This window comes from Furfurilactobacillus rossiae, assembly GCF_013394005.1.
Lineage (GTDB): Bacteria > Bacillota > Bacilli > Lactobacillales > Lactobacillaceae > Furfurilactobacillus > Furfurilactobacillus rossiae.
This window is the reverse complement of sequence record NZ_CP040586.1, coordinates 512,823-538,066: the sequence shown is the minus strand read 5'-3', so window position 1 is coordinate 538,066 and position 25,244 is coordinate 512,823. Positions and strand designations below refer to the sequence as shown.

Genomic DNA, 25,244 nt, shown 5'->3' with positions numbered 1-25,244 from the left:
ACTTTTTTATCCGAAACAGGTTCAACTAAACGAGTCTAATTTCCAATTCTTTTCCAACACTCTGTGCAATTTTTTGAAGTGTCGACAATTTTAAATCCAAATTGCCATTTTCGATTCTAACAATTGTAGATTGCGCTGTCCCAGACACTTGTGCCAATTCACGTTGAGAAATCCCCATTTCTTCTCGTAAGTTTTTAACAGCCAACGCGGCAACAATTTCTCGATCAGCCTTATCATACTCACGTTTGAATTCGGGATCTTTTAGCTGACCAGCAACATACTCATCTAAATCATAACTTTTCTTCATCTCTGTGCCTCCGAATCTTCCCATCCCGAATTGACTTGGCATGATCAATCTCACGCTGTGGTGTTTTATCTGTCTTTTTTGTAAATCCGTGAGTAATAAAATAGTTAGACTCCTCAAGGTGAAAATATATACCTCGCTGAATATTATTGCCCTGAATTGACCGAATTTCATACAGATTAGTCTTTAATTTTTTTACATAACGTTGACGAATGGCAATTTGCAATCCCAATCGTGATATAGCCTGAATGGTTCTAACCATTTTAGCTCGCTCCTTTTTGGGAAGATTGTCCAAAAAGCTTTTAAACTCATGGCCGAATTTAAAGTATAGTTTATCATTCATTTACAATGATAGCACACATGCTATCATTAGACACCACCTTACGTTGTTAATTGATCATTCGATTTTCCCAATTCTTATTAGTTTTAAATCTATGATCATTATCAACATACGTAATTCAAATGCCTTTTGTTTTTTTAAAGGCTAGTCTATTTAGAACCATAACATTTTAAACTTAGGATCCGTAGCTCTAAGCACCCTGTCTCGTCAACAAATCAACCAATTCATTTTCGGTGACTTTCCCGAAGTATTTTGAGACATCCATGCTGTCGAAGACTTGTTTCACCGCGTTTGACTCATACTTAGTCCCAATCAAATGGTTTTCAACATCTTTAATATCTGCCTGACCAAAGAAGTCGCCAGTAATCTGAATCTCCGTGATGTGACCCTCATCTACGTTCAGCGAGAATTCCACCGTTCCTGCCGCAAAGTGCTCACGTCGTTTGACATTAAACGCTGGTGACTTGCCATAAATCCAGTCCCAGTTCTTAAAGTAACGTTGCTCCAAATCGTGAACGCCAGCCAATGCCTCATCATCTAATACATACGCATTTGCATCTTCAATGTTTGTAATGTTTAAAATTTTCTTTGCTAATGCATCTCTGAATTCTTCAATAGTCAGGTTTTGATAGGCTGGCGCAAAGTGTGGTTTCAGGTTGGTAACACGACTCCGAACCGATTTAATACCCTTCGATGCAATCTTATCAGCTGGCACATTCAAGGCCTTAGTTAACACTGATTGGTCGACATCATACATCAAGGTACCGTGCGAAAACATCCGTCCCTTCTCAACGTGCATCGCATTGCCAGAAAACTTCTTGCCGTCGATTGTAAGATCATTTCGGCCAGTCATTGCGGCGCCCGTCGCACCCATCTCGTGCAACGCGTTGATGACAGGATCCGTGAACCGTTTGAAATTGCCCACTGCATCCCCGTCGTCCTTGGTAATAAAGCTGAAACTAACATTTCCAAGATCGTCGTAAACAGCACCGCCACCAGAAGTTCGACGAGTCAAAATAATATGGTGTTGGTCAACGTAATCTTGATTGATTTCCTCGAGCACGTTTTGGTATCGACCAACGATAATACATGGAGAGTTAATATAGAAATATAAAATTGGTTCATCTAAATTAGCGTGCTCCATTAAATATGTTTCAATCGCCAAATTTTCACGAATATCTGTACTTGGACTAGCTAAATAACGCATGTTATCACCTCAAGATTTTTCAAACGAACAAATGACTTCAACTCACGTCTATTTTACTACGTTTCACCAAATCAATTGCCGCATAACAAGTTGCTTCATACTTAATTCCTTGTGCATATTCATTTTTGTCTTGATACCTGTGCCACAATTTTTTAAGTGTGTCATTCACGCTTAACTCTTCAATGATTGAAACATAGCTGCCTACTAGTGTGCTTGTACCTCTCACTTTAGAAGTTGCTAATATGGCTAAATGTAATGTTTTGAAATCAATATTTTGTATTTGTGTTTTATCAAATAGATACAAGTCATAGTAGTCCTTTAAACGTGTATTTAGATCTTTTCTTGCCACCATTGACTCCAACTTTTCGGCCAAAATCGTTTCAACATTATAAGCCATAACTAAAATATCCTGATTATTAAATATCGTATGATAATGCCATGAAACTTCTCTTGGCGTAATCGTGTCTCCAGTCGATACGTCAATCTTTGCTTCAACTTCGCTAGCATAAATATCTGCGTGCAAGTGAACACGAAAACCCGCATAGTCTGCTCCAACACGAATGTCATCAATTTTCACGATGCGAATAATGATGTCATCATCCGGCTTGCTTGCATTGAGAATTTCTGTAAAAACCTTTTGCACTTCTCCCTACTAACCGGCAATCCCTTAACTGCAGTATCAATGTCCCTTGTAGAGCGGGTGTCAACGCCCAACATCGACGCAATTAAAACAGACTAACCTTAGTGGCGAGAAATGATTCGACGGAATCGTTTCTCGCCACTTTTAGTTTCTGTTAAAGTGGTGGTGAAGTTGACAAGCCGTGGTAGTTTTTGGCGCTTTGACGTCGTAATAAAAAATGGCAACTTCACCGGTATGATCCAAATTTGTTCTTAGTCTGTTGGCCTTCAGGTCGTGTTTTGAAAATTAAATTGATCATATTAACGTGGAACAACTTCAGAAAGATGGTGAATCAAATGACAGTCGCATTTGGTCTTGATGTTAGTAAGGCTACTTCGGCAGTAGCCATAGTGAATGATGGTGTCACCGTTAAACAATTCAAGATTGATAATAACTGGTTTGGCTTTCAAAACTTACTCAAAGAGATGAAAGAGTACGCAAAACCGCAAATCGTGTTTGAAGCCACAGGTGTATACTCTCGTCGGGTACAGCGATTTCTAGAAGATAATCATTATGCTTATACGCGTTTGAATCCATTGGCTGCCAAAAAGCAGTTAGATAGCCTACGGCCAAATAAGACAGACAATAACGATGCTTTGCATTTAGCTCAAACACAGCTCGTTATAAAGCGTCGATTGGAATATTACCAGAAGCCGGTTTACCACGACTTGATGGACGATAGTCACTTCTATGAACAACTCAATGAAGATGTCGTTCGTGAGAAGAATCGATTACATCGTAGTTTACAATTAACTTTCCCGGAAATAGAATCTTTGCTTAGTAGACCGGATGGCGAACAATACTGGAACATCGTGCAGCGTTATCCACACCCCGATCTGCTTGAAGAACTCAGTCCAGACGGATTAGGAAAAATAATCATGGAAACGACTCCCAAGAATATTTCTCTAAATCGCGCGATCATGGTCGCAAAGAAATTACTCCATCTAGCACAAGCATCGTATCCAGCGGATCGCGTTGAGGCACCGTCGGTGTCGCAGACGCGCTACCACGCTAAACGAGTCAGCGAACTAACCCGTCATAAACAACAGCTGATTAAAGCCATGACAGCGTTAGCTAAGTCCCTTCCAGAGTTTGATATTTTAATGAGTATCCCTGGATTTGCGGAGACAACCACTGTGTTATTAATCGGTGAACTGGGCGATATTCGGCGTTTCAGTAGCTCTAATAAGCTCAATGCCTTTATTGGCATTGACTTACGCCATTATGAATCCGGCGAATTCGTGGCCGCTGACCATATCAGTAAGCGTGGTGACACATTTGCCCGTAAGCTACTATTTCGCACAATCAGTAATATCGCGACGGTCGCTCACTACCATCCGAATCATATTAACGACTTTTATCAACGCAGAAAAAAACAATCTCCTCAGTCAGGGACTAAGAGGATTGCCATCGCTGCGATGGGTCGCCTGTTACGAACGATTTACCATCTCGTGATTACGAATCAGATGTATATATACGGCGTCAAGCGCCAATCATTCTGATTACGTCTATAGTGTACTAGCCTTACTCAAAAAATAAAATGGCTAAGGTCTATTTAGTGTACTCAAAAATCGTATTCCAAACTGTTCAAATCGCAAAGAAACCGTTTTGAATCCCTAAGTTCAAATCAATTCAAAGACATAAATACTGCTAGACCTATATTAATACTTGACTAGAGGTAGAAAAAACCACCTTTTAGAATAAGATTATGACGATACCTAGAATGTGCAATACGATCTGCCACTTCATCTAGAACAACTTCTTGCATAAGTAATTGCGGGTTAACATGCTTTTGTCTCGCAAGCATCCGAACTTTAGATTTGAACTGTTGTCCATTGGTGAAGCCAAGTTTCATAGAAGAACCTCCATGTACGCTCTAATTTTATCTTTCACCTTAAAGATATCCGCATATTCACTTAAACGGTGTAAATCTTTATTCTTCATTTGTGCGAAGTACACCATAGCTTGTTTAATTGTTTCAACGTCCGATGCATCACGTGTCCTCAATAGGTCACACAAAGTTCTTTCAACATTATAGGTACGAACCAGATGGTTCCCCGGACTCTTCACCAACTCCACACCAATTTTTTGCCATTCGGGTTTTTGACGATAAACTTTGACTGGATATCGACCAATTGCTGTAGGGTGATAGCTCTGTGGAAAATTCATTTCATAAATACCAGGTGTTCGGTCAATCATTCCATGCAAAAATAACGCAGAATCTTTGAAAAATACACCTTTACTGAAACGATATTGCAAAATATACATATCATCTTCAAAAATTTCGGGATCAATATAAACGCCTCGATCGACACGTTCTAAACTACCAGTTCGTGTAAGTTCGACCAACAAGTGTGGATCAATCCCCGCTTGAAGAATTTGTTGTCGTGTAATTTGGCCATTGTTAGACCGTAACAACTTTTTTAAAGAATCCTTTTGCATATTTGCCTCCCATGTTTAAACACTATATTACCATATAACTATGTTTAAATATGTAAATAAGTTTAATTTAACATCTGAATGTGTCGGAATCGGTTAAAATGCATTTTTTCGAAAACAAAAAAATCACTGTACGGACAGGCTTCTGTCCACACAGTGATTTTTGCAATGATTTAACTTTTAAACGGTGAATGTCATACCCACTATTCCACCGCCAACGATTCAATTGGATCCAGTTTAGCAGCCTGGTGTGATGGTGCTAGCGCTGCTAATAAACTGATGATGATGCTTGCTAGTAATCCGAAGATAATATAGCCAGGTGTCATCTGGATGATGCTGTAGTGAATCAAGCCATTGATGCCGTGGTTGATTAGTAATTGAACAATCCAAGCGAGCACAATACCTAAGATGGCGCTGAACAAACCGATGAAGAACGCCTCGGAAACAAACAGGTTGCGAACATCCCGGCGACGAACACCCAAGGCGCGCAGAACACCGATTTCCTTGGTCCGTTCGGACACACTGATGTACAGAACCACAATGATCATGATTGCTGAAACTAGCAGTGAAATGGCCGCAATCCCAGCTAATACATAGAATGCCAGCGAAATGTACGTGTTCAACGTATCAAGAATAGACCCGACACCAGTAATTGCGTACGCCGCCTTACCGTTTGTCTTTAAGGCTTTGATCTTGTTCTGAACAGTCTTGGTTGTTTGCACATCCTTGGTTGATACCGCAACAAAGTTTGCACGTAATTTAGCACCCTTGGCAGCGTACATCGACTTCAAAGTGTCAAACGACATTGCGTCAGTACCAGAGTTGATAATCCCTGATACTTTGAGCTTTTGTGTCATCGCAACGGGCTGATTGTTATCATCCATCGCAGTCACACTCAATGTCACCGTCTTACCTACTAGCGACTTGTAATCTTTGCTGATCTTCTTCGCATTCCGTTTGGTCAGTAAGATTTCCTTATCGCCGGGTTTGGAACCCGTCTTGATGTCACTTTCTTTTTCAGTCTTATTCCAAGTTTGGAATTGCTGAATTTGCTGCGTTTTGCCGTTGTAATCGACCTGGACACCGTTTGGAACATAGGTGCCAAGAACGGCTTCTTTTACACCTTTGACCTTCGCCAAACGGTCACGGTCAGACGGTTTCATCTCAACTGCGTCCGCCGTCTGCTTGTCGGTCTTTTGAGCGACTTGAATGGTCGTCGGATTAATTTGGTCCATGATTTGGTTATTCATGTACCCCTTAACCCCGTTACCAAGCGCAAGCATCAGGATAACACTGAAGATCCCAATAGAACCGCCAAACACAATAAGCAAGTTACGCTTCGTGTTGTAACGCATGTGCTGCAAACTCATTTTCAACGTTGAACGGAAACTAAGGTGCTTTGTCTTCGTTGACAACTGTTTGCCTTCGATTGGGAAAGGATCCTTTAGCTCACGATCTTCATTGATCTTCCCGTCTTCCATGTGAACAATTCGCGTCCCATGGTTGGCCACATCCTGACTATGCGTGACACAGATGACTAACTTGCCACTTTCGGCAATGCCATCCATCAACTCGAGAATTTCTTTGGTGTTTTGTGAGTCCAACGCACCAGTCGGTTCATCGGCAATGATGACGTCTGGGTCTGAAGCTAAGGCACGCGCAATGGCAACCCGCTGCTTTTGACCACCAGAAATCTGGTTAGGATACTTATGAATGTGATCTTCCAGGCCAACTTGCTTCAATAGACTAGTCGCCCGCTCCACTTGTTCGTGATGGGTCATGTTGGTCATTTCCAAACTGACCATAACGTTGTCCAGCAACGTTAAGTGGCTAATCAGATTGAAGCTTTGGAAAATGAACCCAATTGTTTGCCGACGGTAGGCGTCCATAGCTTGTTCCTTCGCGGAATGCATGGACTTGCCATTCAGTAGCACATCACCCTCATAGTTGTGATCAAGGCCACCGATAATGTTCATCAACGTGGATTTCCCACCACCAGATTCACCTAGGATGGAAACAAACTCGCCCCGTTCAAACTTAAGACTAATTCCCTTTAAAACAGGAAACGGTTCTTTATTCACGTAGTACGATTTGTGAATGTCCTTCAACTCTAGAAAGCTCATCAAATTGCCCTCGTTTTCAAAATTTTATGGTTAATTCAAATTGGTCTTAACAGTAGCAAATTCACCCCCGTTATACAAATGATAACGGGGGTGAACTGATAGTCGTAATGGATTCTTAATAAATTGTTTCCTATGGAAAGAAAAAGCTCCCTTAGCTTTTTAACGTGAACATATAGTCTTAAAAAATCGGCATCCATGCAACGATCATCCTCAACTTCCTTAAACTTTCATTATGACAATTAAAAAGTACACAATCCCTATTCACAGAGCGCGTAAGCCATGCTACGATACTGTCAAAATATGCTGACGGTGGTGATGGTTTTAATGAGTCGACTGGGGAATTTCTTTATTCATCGAGCAAGTCATGAGAATGGCAAGGTGACGTTTGAAATCGGGGTGGATACGCACGCACCGATGTTAGTGAATGCCTTTACGGAATCGCTGAGCGACGTAGCGCACCTGACGATTAATTATTCGGCGGCTAACATCGTGCTACAGTCCACGGATCGTTCCGAACTGACGGTACGTGAATATATGTTGGTAGACGAATCCTCGTATTATGCGCATGTCAAACACGAAGACGACACACTGGCCATCACAGCTGGTGAACGGCCAGCACGTGACAACCTCAACATTCGCATCGAACTGGAGATTCCGACCACCTATCATGGCCGTCTGGAAATCAGTTCAGTCAGTGGTCCAATTGAAATCGATAACTTGCATAAGTTGCGTAGTTTAGCGATTACATCAACTAGCGGCGCAATCTCGTTAGATGATGTAGAAACGAGCAGCCTAAGTATTGATTCCATCACTGGCACAATTAAAGGCCGCAGTCTCACTGCTGATGACTACACGATTAATGCCATGAGCGGCAACGTCCACTTGATGAACACCCGCGGTAATTACTCTGTTCGTTGCTCAGCCGGTTCTCTTCGACTGGATGACGCTCATGGTCACGGTCGCTTTGAGGTAACTAGCGGTACAGCCAAACTGTGTTTTGCAGAAGTGGATGGCAACCTATCCGCCGAGTCGTCTGCCGGTTCCGTCCGTTTGCAAGTGCCACGCGAATTGGATTATGGCTTTAACTTGGAAACATCGATTGGGAGTTTAAAAACACCCGACAACGCACATTATTCAAACAACGAGCGCAACTACCAAACCGGTGCCATCGGTAATCCATCGGACTTGATGATCAGCATGATGACAGTTGTTGGTTCATTAGCACTCGAAACACGATAACAGCACAAAAAACAGGCTTCAGTCCACGACATTTCGCCATGGTACTGAAGCCTGTTTCGTTTGTTTCATGCTTTAAATTAATCAACTTGCCGATACCAGTCATACACTGAATAAATCGCTTCATCCGGCAAGTAACGGACAGTTACCTTGCGTCCCTCACTACCGGAACGAATGTTAAGCGTTAACGACGCAAAGTGTCGCTGTTGCAGCCACTTACTCTGTTTGACCAACAGCGATTGCACATTTTGCCGTGGCACGTAATACTGCTCACGCGTAAATAAAAAGTTCGTCTGGGCAAACGCAAAGTGATCATTCAATACCTGCACCTGTGTCCGCCGCGCCGTCAGATAAGCAGGAATAATTAGCAACAAGACCACCACCACAATGGTGATACTGTCCGCAATCACTGCCACCCGCGGCCATGGAAACGTCATCCCCGTTATCGCAAGGACTATCCCCAGCGCAACTAGCCCAAAATTGCGTAGTTGATAATATAAGGTACGGCCACGTTGACGACTAGGCCTAACCTGACCAACGGGAATGTCAGTGACAAACCGTTGCAAGAAACCATCTACGTCAGCTTCCGCAATCAAGGGCATAATCACCACGTTTTCGGTGTCCTTTTCTTTTTTTGAGTTCGACACCACGATCAGTTTGACCGTCGCCATGTGCAACCATGACCGCAACAACGGTTGACTAACCCGCACAGCCTGAATGCGACTTTGCGCTAACGTCAACGTTTTTCGCTGAAACAAACCACGGACTGTGGTCAATTGACCGTCTGACAAACTCAATGTAAATCGATAATACTGAATCACAATGACGACAATTGAGCCCAGATACAAAACAAGCACCACGACCAACATTCCTAGCACAATAACGACCCAACCAGCCTGGCCTAAATCTTTAATGGCTGTGTCTAATAACTGTTCAGAAATGAGTTTTTGCAAACGACCATACACTGCCATAATCGCCAACAATGCGGTTAGAAACGCCGGTGAGGTCGCCGCAAACTTCACCAGATCCTTTGTCGCAATTTCGTACACGGATGTTGGCTGACTGGCCGTCCCATTCGTTGCTAACTGTGACTCAGGTAACGTTCCGTTTGCAGACTCAGATACTGTCTGATTCTCACCTTCAACGATGTTTGCCAAACGTCGCCGGGACGCCAACTCATCACGTAAACTCAAGGGCACAGCGATGAGTGTTACTTCCGGTCCCTCATCGGCATGGCCAGCCGTTTCAACTTCCAATGTGACTAAGTCGAATGGCTTGAGAAAAAACCACTGTTTGACCGCCACGTTTTGGATGCGATCGTAAGGAACGTGATTCTGCTTTCGAAAAATCAACCCATGTTTGACGTAAATTTCCTGGTCCAGCAATTGATACGTAAAGGTAACGTACTTCAACAACGGCCACACTAGCGCAAAGACTGCCAATATCACAATGACACTTGCAAAAAGCATCGGATGTTTACGATACAGTGCCAAGCTACCGATGACACCACCCGCGATGGGCACAATCCATTCCCGCAACGTTTCGATAAAGAATCCCACCAGCGCAATGGCATGTAAATGTCGCGCTGGCGTTGGCTCGTGAGAACCACCATTAGAGGTCATTGCGTGCCTCCTTTGCCAGCTTCATGATTAACTCTTTCAACTGTTCAGCTGTTTCAGGGCTGACACCGTCAATCTTATGGGATGTCGCCGCTGTCACAATCGCGATCTCCTGTAGCTTCTGCCAGCGCAAAAATGGTCCCTGATCCAGGGTCACATTCTGAACGCGGGCGATTGGAATCACGATTTGTTTGCGAAAAAAGTACCCCTTATGCAATTCAACATCGCGGTCACTAATCCGATAAGTCCAAAACCGCCAACGATACGGCACTAGTGCCAACATGGCGATTAGAATCACCAATGCGCTGCCAATAATAACCCACCCGCACACCGTAAAAAAGCTCAGGCTGTTGCTCAATCCAATTGCCAAGCTACCACCGCCGATTGCGCCGATAATAATTGCCGTCACTACAGCAGTTAATTGCCAAACATGCGTAATCTGACGTGGCAGCTGTTCCGTTTCATTTTCCAAGATTTCTCCCCCACACTCTTGCCTAGACCCACATAATATCCACATTATTCAAACTTGTTAGTCACACTATACCGAAAAAGTGGCGGTGTACCAATAACACCGCCACTTTTTTGGATAAAATTTTTATTTAGAATAGCATTTACTACCCGTTTACAGATTTCACTATTAAATTTGCTGTGAGACTGTTTGTGTTTTAAGTTTGGCCAAGAACTGTCAAAAAAATGGCAAGGTTATATCTCCCGCAAGTGGCTGCAATGAAGTGAAGTCGATTAGAGACAGAGTACCGTGTCGACAACACTTATGGCCTGGTTTGGGGCCATTTAGTGTTGTGGGACGAGTTCTGAGACGATGAACTATTCGGCTCAGAATCGAGGTAGAAGACTCCGGTTCTCAGGAGGCTGAAACCGATCCCCACGGTATGGCGTCTCTAATCGACGTAACGGCAAGCACTCTCCACACATTTTGTGGAAAGCTATTTGCCATTATCCGATGCGGTAATTAACTGTTGTTGGTCATTAAAGAAACGGCGGTAAGCAATGTAACAAGCGCTGACAGACCCGAGGCTGGTCGCTGACAGTAACATGAACACCACCATAATCTGATATTTAATGGCATAAACCGGATCAACACCCGCGAAGATCAGTCCGGACATCATCCCCGGCAAACTAACGATCCCGTATGTTTTAGATGCGTCAATCGTTGGCTGCATTCCCGTTTTGATACATTCCCGGACGATACCAATTGCGGAATCATGCACACTGGCACCTAATGCCAGTCGTTCCAACACTTGTTGGCGTTGGTCCCGAAAAAGCGTCCGCATATTGCGATAACAAAGCCCGATTGCCACCATCGAGTTACTGGCAATCATGCCCGAAATTGGGATCATCTGTGATGGCACAAACTTAATCGCGCCTGCCAAAACCAAACCACTTAGCGTCACTGAAGTACTGATTAAGATGGACCAAAAGGATGACCAGAAAATATTAGGAATCCCTTTTCCCCGTTTCATCGCGTTATAAGCCGCGTTAAAGATGATCACCAAAATCATCGCTAACGTGAGCAACACGTTATTGACCGCAAAGATGTATTTCAGTAAGAAGCCAACAATCGTTAGCTGAATAATGGCACGAACCACACCGATAATCATATCGCGGTCAACACCAAGCTTCTGACGCCAACCAATAAACAGCGCAACCAGCACAAGACCAGCCGCAAAGGCTAAACTCACATTATTAACATTCACCGCATTATGCATGATGTACCTCCTGACTGTGTTTGCCCGCTACGACTTCATACAGATCATCAGCGGCAGCAATCTCGCTTTCATCGTGAGTAATCCACACCACGGTGCCCCCACGATCACGATAATGATCAACCAAGCCGTGCACAATGCCCTTATTATCCGTGTCCAAACCAGTCGTTACTTCATCAAGCAGCAAAATGTCCGGTACAAATATTAGATTACGAATAAGTGCCACTCGTTGTCGTTCACCACCCGACAATCCCGTAATGTCATGATTCAAATAATCCGGCGATAGGTTTACTTGGTCGAGCAATTCGTGCTGGCGTCCCTCATCAATCTCCTGATTACGAATCTCAAACGGAAAATTAAGGTTGTCGGCCACCGTTTTGCCAAATAACGTTGGCTGCTGAAAACAATATGACACCCTTCGGCGGTAGACCATTGGATCATACGTAAACGCATCATGACCATCAAATGTCATTTGACCGGCACTTGGCGAGATCATCCGTGCCATAATTTGGAGAATCGTGCTTTTACCGGAACCAGATGGTCCCACTACCATCAAGTTGCTCTCTTTTTCTAACCGCAAATTGATTTTTGTCAGGATCTGGCGCTCCCCAACTCGGTAGTCAATATCGTTCATTGTCAGCAATGCTGTCATCGTTTCACCACTTTCTTCATTTATTATAAAGTAAGCATAAAACATCGCTTTCCGTTTGTCCGTTTACAAGACTCCAGATAGACTCCGGCAATACGGAAACCACATCTCGGTGGTTAAACATGCTATGATGGTTCTAATTATTACTAGAGTTAGCATCGGAGGACAATATGGAACCTCAATCACGAAACAATCGCAATCGCCGCTCAGAACGCGGTAGTTCGCACTTTGATCACAATAATCATCAAACGCATTCACAGCATCGTGACGACCACCGTTCGTTTGAACATTCACGAAACAATGATCGCAATGGGTATCATCGTCAGCACAGTAGTCAACCAGAACAAGCTGACGTTCAGGTCGAGGTTGGCCAACGTTTTCCATTAACCATCAAACGACTCGGCATCAACGGCGAAGGGATCGGCTATTATCGCCACAAGATTACGTTTGTACCAGGCGCCCTTCCAGACGAAGTGGTCGTCGCCGAAGTTACACACGTCGCCGCCCACTTTTTGAACGCTAAAGTACACCAAATCCGTAAAGAAAGTGATCATCGGGTAACACCGCCAGATACACAGTCAGCCGAAGTCGGCGGTTTCGAGCTTTCACATCTCGATTACCCGTCACAACTGGCCTTCAAACGTGACGTGATTCGCCAAGCACTAGAAAAGTTTCAACCGCGCGGCTGGGAAAACTATGACCTGCGTCCAACGATCGGCATGGAAGACCCTTACCACTACCGCAACAAAGCCCAATTTCAAGTACGGCAGGATGCGGACGGTAATGTGATTGCTGGTCTCTATAAAGAAGGTACGCATGATCTTGTTGACCTTCCAGAAGCCAGCACTCAAAATGAAGCTACCATGACCGTTATTCGCGCGCTGGTCAAAATGCTGCAAGAGTTACAGGTTCCCATTTACAATGAAGAGGCCAATTCAGGCATTATCAAAACGCTCGTTGTCCGTTCATCCGAAGCCAGTGGCGAAGTTCAGGTCACTTTTGTCACCAACTCACAAAAGTTGCCGCACAAACGGAAATTGTTAGCGTTGATCGAAGAACGTTTACCACAAGTTGTTTCCGTCATGCAAAATGTTAACCAAAGCAAAACTTCGTTAGTTTGGGGCGATAAGACCACCAAGCTAATGGGACAGGACTACATTACCGAAACCCTATTAGGTAAGCAGTTCCAATTATCGCCACGGGCATTCTTACAACTGAATCCTAAGCAAACCACCCGTTTGTACGAAGAGACGATCAAAGCTTTGGACCTAACGCATGCTGACCACTTGGTAGATGCCTACTCGGGTGTGGGCACAATTGGATTATCTTTGGCAGACCGTGCCGGCGAAGTGCGCGGCATGGATACGATTGAAGAGTCTGTTGATGATGCCAACCGTAACGCTGACCTGAACGGCATTACCAACGCAGAATACAGCGTAGGAACCGCGGAAGACCTATTACCACAATGGGTCAGCCAAGGTTGGCGGCCGGATGCATTGGTCGTTGATCCGCCTCGTGCAGGCCTTGCTGACACAATGATTGATACCATTATGCAAGTACAGCCTGAAAAGTTTGTCTATGTTTCATGTAATCCGTCAACGCTGGCCCAAAACTTAGTTGAGTTAGGTCGTGTCTATCGCGTTGAATACATCCAATCCATCGACATGTTTCCTCAAACGGCACGTGTTGAAGCTGTCGTAAAGTTGGTTCTGCGGTAATTTTTAGTAGTCCTGGCTAAATTTGACGTGCTATAATACAGAAAGAAGGAAATGTCAGTCGCATGACATTTCCTCCTGCAAGCGCCGCCGAAACGGCTGGCATTAGATCACTATATTAAAACCGTTAATCCTTGCCAAAAGTTAGATTAGCGGTTTTTTCTTTGACCAAAACTCCGGATTAAGATCACGATGAAGGTTAGCAACGCAAGAATAAACATTCCAAACGTTAGCATCATCATAATCGCATTTCCGCAAGACAAAGTGGCACCTCCCTCCACACAGATTTTCTGTATCGCCCATAGGCAACACCTCTTTGTGTTAGAATTTGCCAACCGCTTCAACTTAACTTGCTCAGTAATTTTATCATGTTAAATCAGTCATAAAAACTAAAAGTTGTGTTTATAAAAGAATAAATTTTGGTTATATAAAATTTAATTAAGCAGCTTTTTTGTCCCAGGAGGTTTTCATGAAGCAACGCTCACAATGGATCTTATTAATGGCAACATCCTCGGTATCATTCATGTCAACATTAGATGCCAGTATTGTTAACATCGCCATTCCCCACATCAGTCGTGAACTTAATGTACCAATGAATGAAGCCGAGTGGGTCGTTTCCGTCTACTTAGTGCTCATCTGCGTGCTCCTGATTTTCTTTGGTCGATTGTCTGATCAAATCGGTCGCATCCCCATTTTTCAAGTCGGTACTCTGGTGTTTATCACAGGCTCACTGTTTTGTGGTTTGAGCACAAACTTACCGTTGTTGCTGGGTGCTCGGGCACTGCAGGCGCTTGGTTCTTCAATGGTGATGGCCACTAACTTTGGCATCATCACCCAAATATTTCCTTCAAACCAGCATGGTCGGGCGTTAGGACTCAATAGTTCGGTGGTTCAAGTCGGCAACATTGCTGGACCAGGGCTTGGTGGGCTTATCTTATCCGTTGTCAGTTGGCACTGGATATTCTTCATCAATGTCCCGATTGGCATTATCGCGTTTCTGTTTGGACACCGTATCTTTCCTCACCAGCAAATCCACTTCGATAAAATTGTGATTGATTGGCCTGGTTATGCAACGTTTGCGACCATGATTAGTGCCTTTTTTATCGCCATCTATTTGGGCCAAGCAGTTGGTTTCCATTCCGCCGGCGTACTTAGTTTGTTTAGTCTAGCCATTGCGATGTTGGCTGCTTTTATTTTCATCGAACGACGCGTACAACAACCACTGATTCAACTTAAAATTTTCGCAAATCGTGGCTTCTCAATCGGTATCATTTCAGCGATGCTCGTGTACATGACGGGCTTTTTCAATAATGTCATTATGCCCTTTTACCTTCAAGAAACATTGATGCTCTCATCGGCAACGGCAGGGTTAATCCTGATGGCCGTGCCGCTATTGAATATCTTCAGCGCCCCGGCTGGTGGCGTCATTTCGGATCATATCGGTGCAGAACGTGTGTCATTTTTCGCGCTTTTTCTCTTTTTGATTCCAGAGTTGATCTTTATCTTTGTGCAGCCCACATGGTCACTGGCCTGGCTCGTGTTCGGACTAGCATTTTTTGGCATTGCAAACGGCGCTTTCCAAAACAATCCAATGATTATGGGTAATGCCGGTCCAGAATTTCAAGGTATCGCCGGTTCTATTGCGGCATTAGGCCGTAACCTAGGCATGGCAATTGGGCTATCATTAGCGACATCACTACTCTATTCTGGTATCAGTCAACGTGCTGGGCATCATATGACTGCCTATCCGCACGGACACGCCAGCTGGTTCGTTTACGGCATGCATTTCAGTTACCTATTTGCACTCGGGTTAATCGTGATTGCCATTGGCTTGCTTGGCTGGCTATTGTGGTCGAGAAAAAAGGCCTTATCTTTGCACAGTTGAGTTATAACTAATCTGTATTGCACTTATTTTTCCGGAAGAACTGGGACTGAAGAAAGGACAAACGGGCTTGCTTATTGGTCCTATTTTTCATCAAGTCAGCTGGATTCACTGTTTTAAGTAATGCTAAATCTTTAACATTTATATATTGTGCCAATGAAAAACACTCCTCTAATGCATCGCAACTATCTGCGATTGCACTAAAGAAGTGTTTTTAAATTTAATTCGTTATTTTACGTCAATATCAATTTGCATTGCGGTCTGTTCGTCTGGATTCAACTTCTCGTTATACGTCAGTTCCGCACGATCCAATTCATGAACAATTTCCTTTTCAACAACATCCAAGGGGCGTTTGTCATTCTTCAATTGGTTAACCATCAACGTAATCTTGTTATCATGCGGTTCTGAGATTGTGTATGAAACATCTTCTGTATTCAAAATCTCAGTAATTAACTTCCGTTCTTCCATCAGTCAAACCTCCAACAGTTTAATAACTCCATCATAGGTCTTGTGGCCGGAATTGTGAACAGAAATTATAAACTGCCTAACAGTGACTATTTCCAATAAGCGTACCGATACAACGCTTGGGGAGAAGTAGAGGTGTACTTTATCCCACCAATGTCTTTTGATAAAAAGTGTGCGACTACTTGATTATACAGTGGTGTATCTGGAACTTGATTATTCAAACGTTTATTAGCCTTAGCAATTGTTTGCCAACGTGTATTGCCAGTCTGTTTAGCTGCCTTATCCATCAACTGATTAAACTGCGCGTCATTCCACTTCGGGAAGTTAGCCGTGCCATCTTTTTGAACCACAGTCAAAAAGCCTTGCGGATCATCATAAGAAGTTTCCCAACCAGTCGCAACTAAATCATATTTACCGGCAAATGCACTGGCAATTCTTTGCGAAACTGGTTGCGGATTAATGCTAATGCTAAGCCCTTTTAGATTCTTTTGTGCACTACTCTGTACAAACTCTCCAAGTTTGTGGGAAGTTGAATCGTCAGCAGTCAACAATTTAAGCGTTAACTTACTCGTGTGGCTTTCTTTTTCAAAGGCTTTCCATTCTGCCTTCGCACGCTTGAGATCGTATTTTGCTAAGCCACCATTTAGACTATAAAAATCCTTGCCCTGACTATTCTTAACGATTCCTTTCGGTACCATATTATTTGCCGGCAACGAGCCATCATTCAAAACAGAATTTGCTAGCGACTGCCGATCCAAAAGATAGTTAAATGCACGCCGCAAATGGACATTAGTCATCGGCTTTTTATTCGTATTGAAATTCAAATAGTTAAGACTTGCACCGGGCACTGTATGTAATTCTTTGTTGCCCTTATTATTTGCCACATACTCCCCAGAAATTGCAGTTTCTTGAATTTTGCCACTTTGGAACATGTTGTATGAGGTACTATCTTCCTTCGAAACAGTTGCGACAACCTTCTTAATTCGCACGTTCTTTGCAGCGTGAAACTTATTATCTTTTACATACGTCCAAGTATCGTTAGTCCCCTTCCACCCTTGTAATGTGTAGGGACCATTGTAAACCATTTTTGTACTATCTTTGGCGTAATCCTTACCGTATTTGTTGAGTACTTTCTTGTCCGCGGGATAAAATCCTGTCGCTAATAATGAATTAAAGTAAGGCACCCTCGATGATAGTGTCACTTCTAATTTATAGTCTCCAAGCGCTTTTACTCCTAATTCAGACACTGGCTTCGTGCCTTTGTTGACCGCGCTGAAGTTTTTAATGAAACTCAAATAACTTGCCGCATTCTGAGAAGCTGTTTTTGGTGCAACTTCGTGTTGCAAACTAACAACGAAATCTTGTGCGGTAACTGGGTCACCATTACTCCATTTGGCATCCTTACGCAGTGAAAAAATATACTTTGTTCCGTTTGCCGTTGGTTTAACAATCTTTGTTGCTGCCCCCGGAGCTACCTTGCCGTTTTTATCAAACGTATATAGACCTTCCATAACCTGATCTACAATACTCTGACTATACGCATCGCTAGCTTTTGCAGGATCAATTGTTGTTGGATTCGCCTGTACTGTAACGTTCAATGTTTTATCTTGCTTTGAATCTGCAGCATGAATAATCTGAGTACCAAACACCGTTGATATCACTTCTACAGCACTCACTGTCACTAACATTCGTTTTAATTTCATACACGCGCCTCCGAGGGCAAAGATTAATTATTGATGAGCTTTCTCATAAATAATTAATTAAAAATGTAGTTCTTTTATATCACAGTGTCAATCACTATTTTCCAGCGTGTCTGGTTGTATTGCCGCTGGCTTTTGTTGGTCTAAAAAAGCTATTGTCGCCCGCAATGTTCTGCAGGCGACAATAGCCTCTTTCATCTTTTTTAGTTATGCACCTTGATCCGTTTCACATAGTACCAAACGCCGCCACCAACCAACAAAATGGCCAGCACAACAACCGTTACTGTTGAAAAAGTATCAACTGCCGCCGAGACCTGTGTCCAAGCATGACCTGCCAGACGACCGAGCACGATCAACACGACATTCCAAATCAGTGTGCCAACTGTCGTAAACAGGATAAACGACTGCCACTTCATCCGAGTCATCCCCGCTGGAATGGAGATCAAGCTTCGGATTACTGGGATGAAACGCCCAAAGAAAACAGTCTTGCCACCATGCTTCTTGAATAAATTGGCCGTTTTAGTAACATCACTTTGTTTGAGACGTAGCAAACGTCCAAAACGACTTTGCACCAAACGTTGTAATCGCTCCTCATTCAACCAGTGGCCGATTCCATACAGAATAATGGCCCCAAGCACGGCCCCAATCGTTGCAGCAATCACACTGCCTGTGACTGTTAAATCCGCGGCCAAGGTCATAAAGCCAGCAAACGTCAGAATCACTTCTGAGGGAATTGGCGGGAAGACATTTTCTAAGGCAATCAACAAAACGATTCCCAAATAGCCAAATTGGTTCATAAAATCAATTAACTGTTGTTCCATACGGTGTCACCTTTCATTTACGAAGTGGTCAGAGCTGTGGGACGCGCAGTCATGCGCAATAAAGCGTGGTTTTATTATTCCTGATTTGCATCAAAAAAGCGATTAATAACGTTTGAACTGAGAAAATCTTAAACATTGGTCCAAATTCGATTATACTAACCATATACTTTGTGAAAAGAGGACAGTCCCGTGCACATGAAAGATGCCAAACAGCGATTTACCTGGCTCATCATTTCAATCATTTTGAACTCCGCCTTTAATGCACTCACAATTTCCACCAACATGGGAAGTGCGGTGTGGACAGCATCGGCCGTTAACCTCACCCATTGGTTATTGCATACAACGAGTCCGGCTGTGGCCAGTCAGGGATTGGGTATTGTCCTCACCGGTTATGGCGTGGTTATTGCCTTTCTGGACCAATTACTCATCGGCCGTTTCGACTGGGGTCGACTCATTCGTAACATCTTGTATATCGTCCCGTTTAGCTATTTAATTCAGATTATTGTCCCATTCTGGTCGGATGTGCTTGGCATCAAATATCTGCACGGCGATTTCAGCCACCCATGGGAGCTGGCTGCACTGGTTGTTATCGATGTCATTGGCTTGTTTGGTGTTGGCGCGGCCGTGTCTCTCTATCAGCGAGCAAACATCATCATGCATCCAAACGATGACTTATCCTATATCATTCGTTTCCGCTACTTACGCGGCCTCGCAACGGCTTCACAAATGCTGAGTTATATTCCACCAGTTATTATCATGATCATTTGTCTTTTCACAAACCACTTCCAGTTATGGGCGGTCAACTTCGGTACCGTCTGGGCCTTCCTCACACAGGGCTGGGTTCAAGGTTGGTCTGACAAACATTTCATTCCATCATTAAAACATCATTTCACAACGCGAGTGGCTACAGAAAATAATAAATAAACAGCAAAGCAGGTGAGCTTTTCCAATAGTGGAAGCTCACCTGCTTTGTATTTATTGGCCTACAATTGTAGCTAAGACAGAACCGACTAGATACTCCGATTTATTAGCTGTCGCGCTTTAACATAGTTAACGTAGCGGAAGGGCGTCAACATTGAAACCAAGCCGTGAAAATGTTGTTAATTCGAACGGTTTACTCGGATTTACAACATGGACGGTCGCAGAGACTCGGTTTCCCACGAGGCTTTGTGGCGAGGTGAAAGACCGTGAACTTCGGGCTTGAACCGGTCCCACGGCGGCGTTTCAATGTTGGCAACCGGACGCGACATCTATACTGCTTTTAATACTAGGTCTGTTGTCTACAGAAAAAGTAGCACACAAAGAACTGCAAACAGTGCTGGCAGTCCTTGAACGACAAAGATGCGACGACTCACCGTAACTGCGCCGACAATCGCGGCAACAACGACAAAGCCAGTAAAGAGAATCAATACGGCCCGCATCTCCATTGTTGGCAATGCAAACAAACTCCATAAAATTCCGACACCAACAAATCCGTTGTAGATTCCCATGTTTTTGAAAATTGCCTTAACCTGTGGTTGTTCCAAAAATGATGAATCACTACCAAACGTTTGTTGTGCAATACGCCCCGTTGACCAAAACATCTCCAAACACATAATGAATAAATGCTCTAAACCAACTACGGCAACTAACCCCAAAGTGAATGCTAACATTATTTACCAACCTACTTTTCTAATTGTGGATTCCATACGGAGATTACACGTTTTCCGCGTTCATGTCCACTACCAACCACTTTAAGCGCCGCTCTGATAGCTGGTGCCGTGAACGGAATCACCTTTTCAATCAGCGGTTTCACTTGCCGTTTGGCCACTAACGTCAGTAACTGACCCAACACACCGACATTCGCCTGCAATTTGAAAAATTCGCCAGCAAACGAACCACCCTCAGCGACAAGTAAGTCTGGTGCAGCCTCAATTGACACTAAATGACCACCCTGGCGTACATAATTCATACTATCAATCAGCACTTTATCGCCCACCGTGTCCAAAATTGCATCAACCGGTTGGATAACCTGACGAAAATCAACTACCTGATAATCAATCGCCTGGTCAGCTCCTAGCACAATCCCGAACTTTTCATCACGGCGTGGCACCGTGGTGATAACGTGCGCCCCCAGCATGTGAGCGATTTGGATTGCAAAGCTACCAACACCTCCTGCGCCACCCTGAATCAAAATCGTTTGATTATTATGCAGTCTCAAAACGTCCACAATTGCTTCATAAGCCGTCTCCCCAGAAGTCGGCAAGGTAGCAGCCTGAATCGCGCTGACTTGCCGAGGACGAACCAAAGCCTGATTTGCTGGCACCACCGCGTATTCAGCAAATGTTCCTAACTGCCGTTCAGGTTGGTAGGCAACGACCTCATTCCCCAAACTAAATAACTTCACCTGGCTACCCTTACCAACCACTTTTCCAGCAACATCTCGTCCTAAAATTAACGGGAATGCGTATGCACGATCGTGTTGTCCTGTGATCATCTGAAAATCCAGTGGATTAAGCGCAGTCGCTTCCACACGTAATAACAAATCATCAGGTCCAATTTCCGGTATCGACATAGTTTGTTCCTGTAGTGTCGCCACACTTCCTAAACGGTTACTTACCATGGCCTTCATGGAAAACGCTCCTTTCATCGAGAAGCATGTCATTATCAACTCAATTATATGAAATCAGCTGATTGAGCCCCAGTGAACTGCCTAGTTTGGCTCCCTCAGGGTTCTTTTTGGTCGGTTGGTTTGTTAATGGGTATAATAAAGGCTAGGAGGTCCTGTCCAATGTCATTAAACGCTGACGAAATTTGGCAACAATTCATCCAAAAATATCCAACCGCTAAAAATACGCCACATCACGCGTGGTCGTTTGGCGGTGGCTCTGAGGCCGCCGATATTGAATCAATGCGCGTTGTTGCTGGCATGAAACAGGCCACGACAACACTGGCAGCCTTGTATGAGCATGACAAACAAACCCTGCCCGTCCCTAATCATGATTACGAAATTCTGTTTGACGGCTCCGTTCATGCGGTGGCCATTTTGCAATACGTTGCTGTGCAGGAAATGCCATTTGACCACGTGACCGCGGAACACGCTTACTTAGAAGACGGCATTTCCCTGTCCATTTGGCAAACATCTCACCGCGCTCGATTACAAGCCCAGGCTGATGCAATTGGGCAATCCTTTACGGATCAAACGCCTGTGGTAGCCTTAACATTCAAGGTGGTTTACCTGCCCACCAGTCTTTAATGTAAAATGATTGTATACAAAAAGAATCATCCGTTTGAACACTACCGTATTAATCAGTAGATCAAACGAATGATCCTTTTTATTTTGATTCTATTGAACATCATTCCGGGTAGCTGTCACCACAAAACTGTCCAACGTTTTCATCTGCGTTAAATCATAAGCCTGTAATGTGTGGATTTCAGTTTCCATCAATTGCTTAAACTTATCGGGCAAGGACATTGCAGTCACAGCCGCTAATCCTGTTTCAGCAGTGTAACTGGCTTCCCAATACCCATCCTCCATCTTCAATGCATCTTGGTCAGTCGTTTGCACTGTATACCCGAGTTTGTGGATCACATCAACAAGCCATTCTTTAGTCACCAGCGTTCTCACATTAGCGAAACTGTTAGGCGTAAATGCGGCAAGTTGTGTCTCAATCAACACGGCCAATTGATGAGGAAACTGATTTGTCAATCGCGGCGTAATGTCCCATTCAGCAAAGAAAATTCGTTTGCACCACGGTGCGACTTTCCGCAAGGTGGTCTGTAACTGTTCAAGGCTGTCAAAATACCACGAAGCGTGCGCAATCACCAGCCCGTCAAAATAGTTGTCCGGATACGTGATGTCGTCTCGCATCACATCGGTCGCCAAATGCACCTCAAGTTCTTTGCCAAACGATGAATTGGCTAAATGTTTCTGAGCTTCACCAATCGTAATTGGCGCGCCATAATCTAGCGGTGCCGGGTCATAGGCCACCACTTGCCCAGTCTCACCAACGGCAGCGCCCAAAACAGCGGTCATATCGCCTTGTCCACACCCAAGTTCCAACAATTTCATGCCCGGTTTGATCTGCCAATCCACAGCCAAGGCAATTCTGTACGCTGTTTGATGTTCCTGTACTGTTCGACCATTCGGGGCCAGCGCCATTGCATTCACAATGGTGGTTAAATCTAAATCATTCATGTGTCCATCTCCAATGCAGTTTATCTAGTTCGTTTGCACCGGTTTGTTGCTCATATCATCAGGGGCTTTCTCTTATTAATTAGTCTAAGAATACTCGTTTTATCATTCTTTACGTCAATTTTTGATAAGTTGGCAAATTTGATATAGCAGCTTTTTAAATAACGTCATACCGTTACGCTGATCAGAAACGCCGTTCCATGGGGGACCGGTCTCAGCCTCCTAAAAGCCGGAGTCTTCTACCTTGATTATGAGCCGAAGTACACGTCTCATAAGTCATCCCGCAACACTAAGCGGCCAAGTTCTCGCCGCCAAGTGTTGCCGACACGGAACTCTGTTTCCGGTCAGCTCCACTACTATATAAAAAATTGAGGCTGCATTTACAAAAAAAGTTTGTCGCTATAATGATACATACTAAAAGCTTGCCACTATGTGAGCTGAAGGGCGTCAACATTGATACCGAGCCGTGAAAGTGTTGTTAATCCGAATGGTTCTCTCGGATTTACAACACGGACGGTCGCGGAGACTCGGATTTCCACGAGGCTCTGCGGCGAGGTGAAAGACTCCGAACTTGGGAGGCTTGAACCGGTCCCACGGCAAGCGTGTCAATGTTGACAACCGCAAGCGCAATCAAAACGAGCCTCTAAATCATTATCAGTATAATTATGACCACCCGACCAGCTTGTTTGTTGCTGAAATGAACAATCGCGTGTAAACTAAGACGGTCGCATTGTTCGGCCATGCCGCAAACATCATCGCGCAAACTGTGCCGTGATTATTTGCTACATAATATAACTAAAACAAAATTTTAATCCTCGCTGAGGAGGTTTTATTTTCATGTCTGACAAAACGAAACAGGCTGTCAAACACAGTAGTTGGTTGTTACTCGGCATTATCTTGCTGGGTTCCAGTTTGCGGATGGTCATCACCGTCATCCCACCGATTCTGGCACCCATTCAACACACGTTGCACTTATCAAGTGGACTGGCCGGTAGTTTAACCACTATTCCACTACTATGTTTTGCGGTTCTGTCCCCGATTGCCCCGCGTGTGTCCGCTAAGGTAGGAACCGAAGTGGCGTTATTGTTTGCACTGATTGTTCTGGTCATCGGGAACTGGATGCGTGTTTATTCTGCAACAGCACTGATCATTGGGACCTTGCTTGTCGGTATCGGAGTTGCCTTTCTAAACGTCCTGTTACCAGCTCTGGTTGCAGAAAATTACCCTAACAAGATTGGTGAAATGACGAGTTTATATTCATTTTCCATGACGTTCTTTTCCGCCATTTCTGCCGGTGTTTCTGCGCCATTGGCTGGCAAAATTGGCTGGCAACTGACCATCCAAATTTTCTCCATCGTCGCCATTATCAACATCATTACGTGGTTGCCCAACTTACGTTACAATCACAAGGCACAACCGGTTGACGAGCAAACAGCGTCTGCACCACACGCGTCCGTTTGGAAGCAACCCACTGCCTGGATGATGACGATTTTCATGGGTCTGCAGTCGTTTGTCTTCTACACGCTGATTACGTGGTTGCCAACGTTGATGACCGACCGTGGTGTATCGGCCAACACTGCCAGTCTTCTACTTGGGCTGTATCAGATTGCGTCACTGCCTGCCGCTTACGCGGTACCAATTATTTCCGCACGCGTTAAAAATCAATTTACCTTGCTAATGACGATTGGTGCTGGCTTTGTTATCGGAATTGGTGGCCTGTTGTTACCGATTCATACGATTTGGTATTTCGCTATTATCTGTATCATCCTAGGATGCGCAACAACGGCATCATTCGCATTAGCTATGACACTATTCAACCTTAAGACACGTACGCCACAAGAAACGGCTGACCTGTCAGGAATGGCACAGTCTTTGGGCTATCTGATCGCTGCTGCCGGGCCAATCGCTTATGGCACACTACACGTGATGCTGGGCGGTTGGAATATTCTGATGGCTGTTCTGTTGGTAATCTCAATTTTGACCATTGCAGCTGCCTTGTACGTTAACAGTAAGGAAGACGTTTTCCACTAAAATTTATCTTTAAAAATAACCACGTTGGGCTTTAGCCTCACGTGGTTTTTAATTACCAGATATTATTTTTTTGATAACGGGTTGGTCTTGGCAGCGCTATCATGATACGCTCTGACTACCCTTAGAAAGGTGGTTT

The 25,244-nt window shown here is 44.1% G+C and carries 25 protein-coding genes; 7 read left to right on the top strand and 18 right to left on the bottom strand.

All coding sequences use genetic code 11. From position 1 onward, the window contains the following. Positions 1 to 25 precede the first annotated feature (25 nt). The 4 genes from LROSL1_RS02485 to LROSL1_RS02470 form a co-directional block, all read right to left on the bottom strand. Positions 26 to 307 (bottom strand): helix-turn-helix domain-containing protein, encoded by a 282-nt coding sequence (locus LROSL1_RS02485; RefSeq protein WP_017260812.1) that lies wholly within the window; start codon positions 305 to 307, stop codon positions 26 to 28. Beyond that, positions 291 to 647 carry a type II toxin-antitoxin system RelE/ParE family toxin gene (locus tag LROSL1_RS02480; RefSeq protein WP_178913626.1) on the bottom strand — a complete coding sequence of 119 codons (357 nt, stop codon included), beginning with the start codon at positions 645 to 647 and terminating at the stop codon, positions 291 to 293. Before LROSL1_RS02480 ends, LROSL1_RS02485 begins: the two co-directional genes overlap by 17 nt. 187 nt (positions 648 to 834) lie before the next feature. Then, positions 835 to 1,851 (bottom strand): lipoate--protein ligase, encoded by a 1,017-nt coding sequence (locus LROSL1_RS02475; protein ID WP_178913625.1) that lies wholly within the window; start codon positions 1,849 to 1,851, stop codon positions 835 to 837. A 37-nt stretch (positions 1,852 to 1,888) separates the two neighbouring features. Beyond that, positions 1,889 to 2,494 carry a nucleotidyl transferase AbiEii/AbiGii toxin family protein gene (locus LROSL1_RS02470; protein WP_225440549.1) on the bottom strand — a complete coding sequence of 202 codons (606 nt, stop codon included), beginning with the start codon at positions 2,492 to 2,494 and terminating at the stop codon, positions 1,889 to 1,891. A 332-nt stretch (positions 2,495 to 2,826) separates the two neighbouring features. Here LROSL1_RS02470 and LROSL1_RS02465 point away from each other — a divergent pair, with 332 nt between their 5' ends. After that, positions 2,827 to 4,032, top strand: coding sequence for an IS110 family RNA-guided transposase (locus LROSL1_RS02465; RefSeq protein ID WP_225440509.1), 1,206 nt, complete (start codon positions 2,827 to 2,829; stop codon positions 4,030 to 4,032). 170 nt (positions 4,033 to 4,202) lie between these two features. Here LROSL1_RS02465 and LROSL1_RS02460 read toward each other — a convergent pair whose 3' ends face one another. From LROSL1_RS02460 to LROSL1_RS02450, 3 genes are all read right to left on the bottom strand, one after another. After that, complete coding sequence (locus tag LROSL1_RS02460) at positions 4,203 to 4,385, bottom strand: hypothetical protein (RefSeq protein ID WP_225440548.1); 183 nt, start codon at positions 4,383 to 4,385, stop codon at positions 4,203 to 4,205. Further along, positions 4,382 to 4,972, bottom strand: coding sequence for a type IV toxin-antitoxin system AbiEi family antitoxin domain-containing protein (locus tag LROSL1_RS02455; protein ID WP_178913624.1), 591 nt, complete (start codon positions 4,970 to 4,972; stop codon positions 4,382 to 4,384). Before LROSL1_RS02455 ends, LROSL1_RS02460 begins: the two co-directional genes overlap by 4 nt. Before the next feature lie 200 nt (positions 4,973 to 5,172). Further along, positions 5,173 to 7,092, bottom strand: coding sequence for an ABC transporter ATP-binding protein/permease (locus tag LROSL1_RS02450; protein WP_178913623.1), 1,920 nt, complete (start codon positions 7,090 to 7,092; stop codon positions 5,173 to 5,175). A 324-nt stretch (positions 7,093 to 7,416) separates the two neighbouring features. Here LROSL1_RS02450 and LROSL1_RS02445 point away from each other — a divergent pair, with 324 nt between their 5' ends. After that, positions 7,417 to 8,331 carry a DUF4097 family beta strand repeat-containing protein gene (locus LROSL1_RS02445; protein WP_178913622.1) on the top strand — a complete coding sequence of 305 codons (915 nt, stop codon included), beginning with the start codon at positions 7,417 to 7,419 and terminating at the stop codon, positions 8,329 to 8,331. A 77-nt stretch (positions 8,332 to 8,408) separates the two neighbouring features. Here the strand turns inward: LROSL1_RS02445 and LROSL1_RS02440 are convergent, their stop codons facing one another. From LROSL1_RS02440 to LROSL1_RS02425, 4 genes are all read right to left on the bottom strand, one after another. Beyond that, positions 8,409 to 9,950: a PH domain-containing protein gene (locus LROSL1_RS02440; RefSeq protein WP_178913621.1), complete on the bottom strand. Its 1,542-nt coding sequence runs from the start codon at positions 9,948 to 9,950 to the stop codon at positions 8,409 to 8,411. Beyond that, positions 9,940 to 10,419: a PH domain-containing protein gene (locus LROSL1_RS02435; RefSeq protein ID WP_178913620.1), complete on the bottom strand. Its 480-nt coding sequence runs from the start codon at positions 10,417 to 10,419 to the stop codon at positions 9,940 to 9,942. The genes LROSL1_RS02440 and LROSL1_RS02435 overlap by 11 nt, the downstream gene beginning before the upstream one ends. 472 nt (positions 10,420 to 10,891) lie before the next feature. Beyond that, complete coding sequence (locus LROSL1_RS02430) at positions 10,892 to 11,674, bottom strand: ABC transporter permease (protein WP_178913619.1); 783 nt, start codon at positions 11,672 to 11,674, stop codon at positions 10,892 to 10,894. Then, positions 11,667 to 12,323, bottom strand: a complete 657-nt coding sequence (locus tag LROSL1_RS02425; protein WP_178913618.1) for an ABC transporter ATP-binding protein — start codon at positions 12,321 to 12,323, stop codon at positions 11,667 to 11,669. Before LROSL1_RS02425 ends, LROSL1_RS02430 begins: the two co-directional genes overlap by 8 nt. A 167-nt stretch (positions 12,324 to 12,490) precedes the next feature. Here LROSL1_RS02425 and rlmD point away from each other — a divergent pair, with 167 nt between their 5' ends. Further along, complete coding sequence (gene rlmD, locus LROSL1_RS02420; RefSeq protein ID WP_178913617.1) at positions 12,491 to 14,038, top strand: 23S rRNA (uracil(1939)-C(5))-methyltransferase RlmD; 1,548 nt, start codon at positions 12,491 to 12,493, stop codon at positions 14,036 to 14,038. 146 nt (positions 14,039 to 14,184) lie between these two features. Here the strand turns inward: rlmD and LROSL1_RS13175 are convergent, their stop codons facing one another. After that, positions 14,185 to 14,271: a putative holin-like toxin gene (locus LROSL1_RS13175; protein ID WP_225436696.1), complete on the bottom strand. Its 87-nt coding sequence runs from the start codon at positions 14,269 to 14,271 to the stop codon at positions 14,185 to 14,187. A 233-nt stretch (positions 14,272 to 14,504) separates the two neighbouring features. Between LROSL1_RS13175 and LROSL1_RS02410 the strand changes: the two genes are divergently transcribed. Beyond that, positions 14,505 to 15,920, top strand: coding sequence for an MFS transporter (locus LROSL1_RS02410; RefSeq protein WP_178913616.1), 1,416 nt, complete (start codon positions 14,505 to 14,507; stop codon positions 15,918 to 15,920). A gap of 225 nt (positions 15,921 to 16,145) precedes the next feature. Here LROSL1_RS02410 and LROSL1_RS02405 read toward each other — a convergent pair whose 3' ends face one another. From LROSL1_RS02405 to LROSL1_RS02395, 3 genes are all read right to left on the bottom strand, one after another. After that, on the bottom strand, positions 16,146 to 16,385 hold the full coding sequence (locus LROSL1_RS02405) for a hypothetical protein (protein WP_017260831.1): 240 nt from the start codon (positions 16,383 to 16,385) through the stop codon (positions 16,146 to 16,148). An 86-nt stretch (positions 16,386 to 16,471) separates the two neighbouring features. Continuing rightward, entirely contained in the window at positions 16,472 to 18,085 is a 1,614-nt protein-coding gene (locus tag LROSL1_RS02400) for a peptide ABC transporter substrate-binding protein (protein ID WP_178913615.1), read from the bottom strand. Positions 18,086 to 18,285: 200 nt separating this feature from the next. After that, positions 18,286 to 18,903 (bottom strand): DedA family protein, encoded by a 618-nt coding sequence (locus LROSL1_RS02395; RefSeq protein WP_178913614.1) that lies wholly within the window; start codon positions 18,901 to 18,903, stop codon positions 18,286 to 18,288. Positions 18,904 to 19,092: 189 nt separating this feature from the next. Here LROSL1_RS02395 and LROSL1_RS02390 point away from each other — a divergent pair, with 189 nt between their 5' ends. Beyond that, positions 19,093 to 19,827, top strand: a complete 735-nt coding sequence (locus tag LROSL1_RS02390) for a hypothetical protein (RefSeq protein ID WP_404825820.1) — start codon at positions 19,093 to 19,095, stop codon at positions 19,825 to 19,827. 356 nt (positions 19,828 to 20,183) lie between these two features. Here the strand turns inward: LROSL1_RS02390 and LROSL1_RS02385 are convergent, their stop codons facing one another. Next, positions 20,184 to 20,555 carry a DUF1304 domain-containing protein gene (locus LROSL1_RS02385; protein ID WP_017260834.1) on the bottom strand — a complete coding sequence of 124 codons (372 nt, stop codon included), beginning with the start codon at positions 20,553 to 20,555 and terminating at the stop codon, positions 20,184 to 20,186. An 11-nt stretch (positions 20,556 to 20,566) separates the two neighbouring features. Continuing rightward, positions 20,567 to 21,514, bottom strand: a complete 948-nt coding sequence (locus LROSL1_RS02380; RefSeq protein ID WP_178913613.1) for an NADP-dependent oxidoreductase — start codon at positions 21,512 to 21,514, stop codon at positions 20,567 to 20,569. Positions 21,515 to 21,673: 159 nt separating this feature from the next. Here LROSL1_RS02380 and LROSL1_RS02375 point away from each other — a divergent pair, with 159 nt between their 5' ends. Further along, positions 21,674 to 22,138: an ASCH domain-containing protein gene (locus LROSL1_RS02375; RefSeq protein ID WP_178913612.1), complete on the top strand. Its 465-nt coding sequence runs from the start codon at positions 21,674 to 21,676 to the stop codon at positions 22,136 to 22,138. 90 nt (positions 22,139 to 22,228) lie between these two features. Here LROSL1_RS02375 and LROSL1_RS02370 read toward each other — a convergent pair whose 3' ends face one another. Continuing rightward, positions 22,229 to 23,080 (bottom strand): methyltransferase domain-containing protein, encoded by an 852-nt coding sequence (locus LROSL1_RS02370; RefSeq protein ID WP_178913611.1) that lies wholly within the window; start codon positions 23,078 to 23,080, stop codon positions 22,229 to 22,231. A gap of 834 nt (positions 23,081 to 23,914) precedes the next feature. Here LROSL1_RS02370 and LROSL1_RS02365 point away from each other — a divergent pair. After that, positions 23,915 to 25,108: a CynX/NimT family MFS transporter gene (locus LROSL1_RS02365; protein ID WP_178913610.1), complete on the top strand. Its 1,194-nt coding sequence runs from the start codon at positions 23,915 to 23,917 to the stop codon at positions 25,106 to 25,108. Positions 25,109 to 25,244 lie beyond the last annotated feature (136 nt).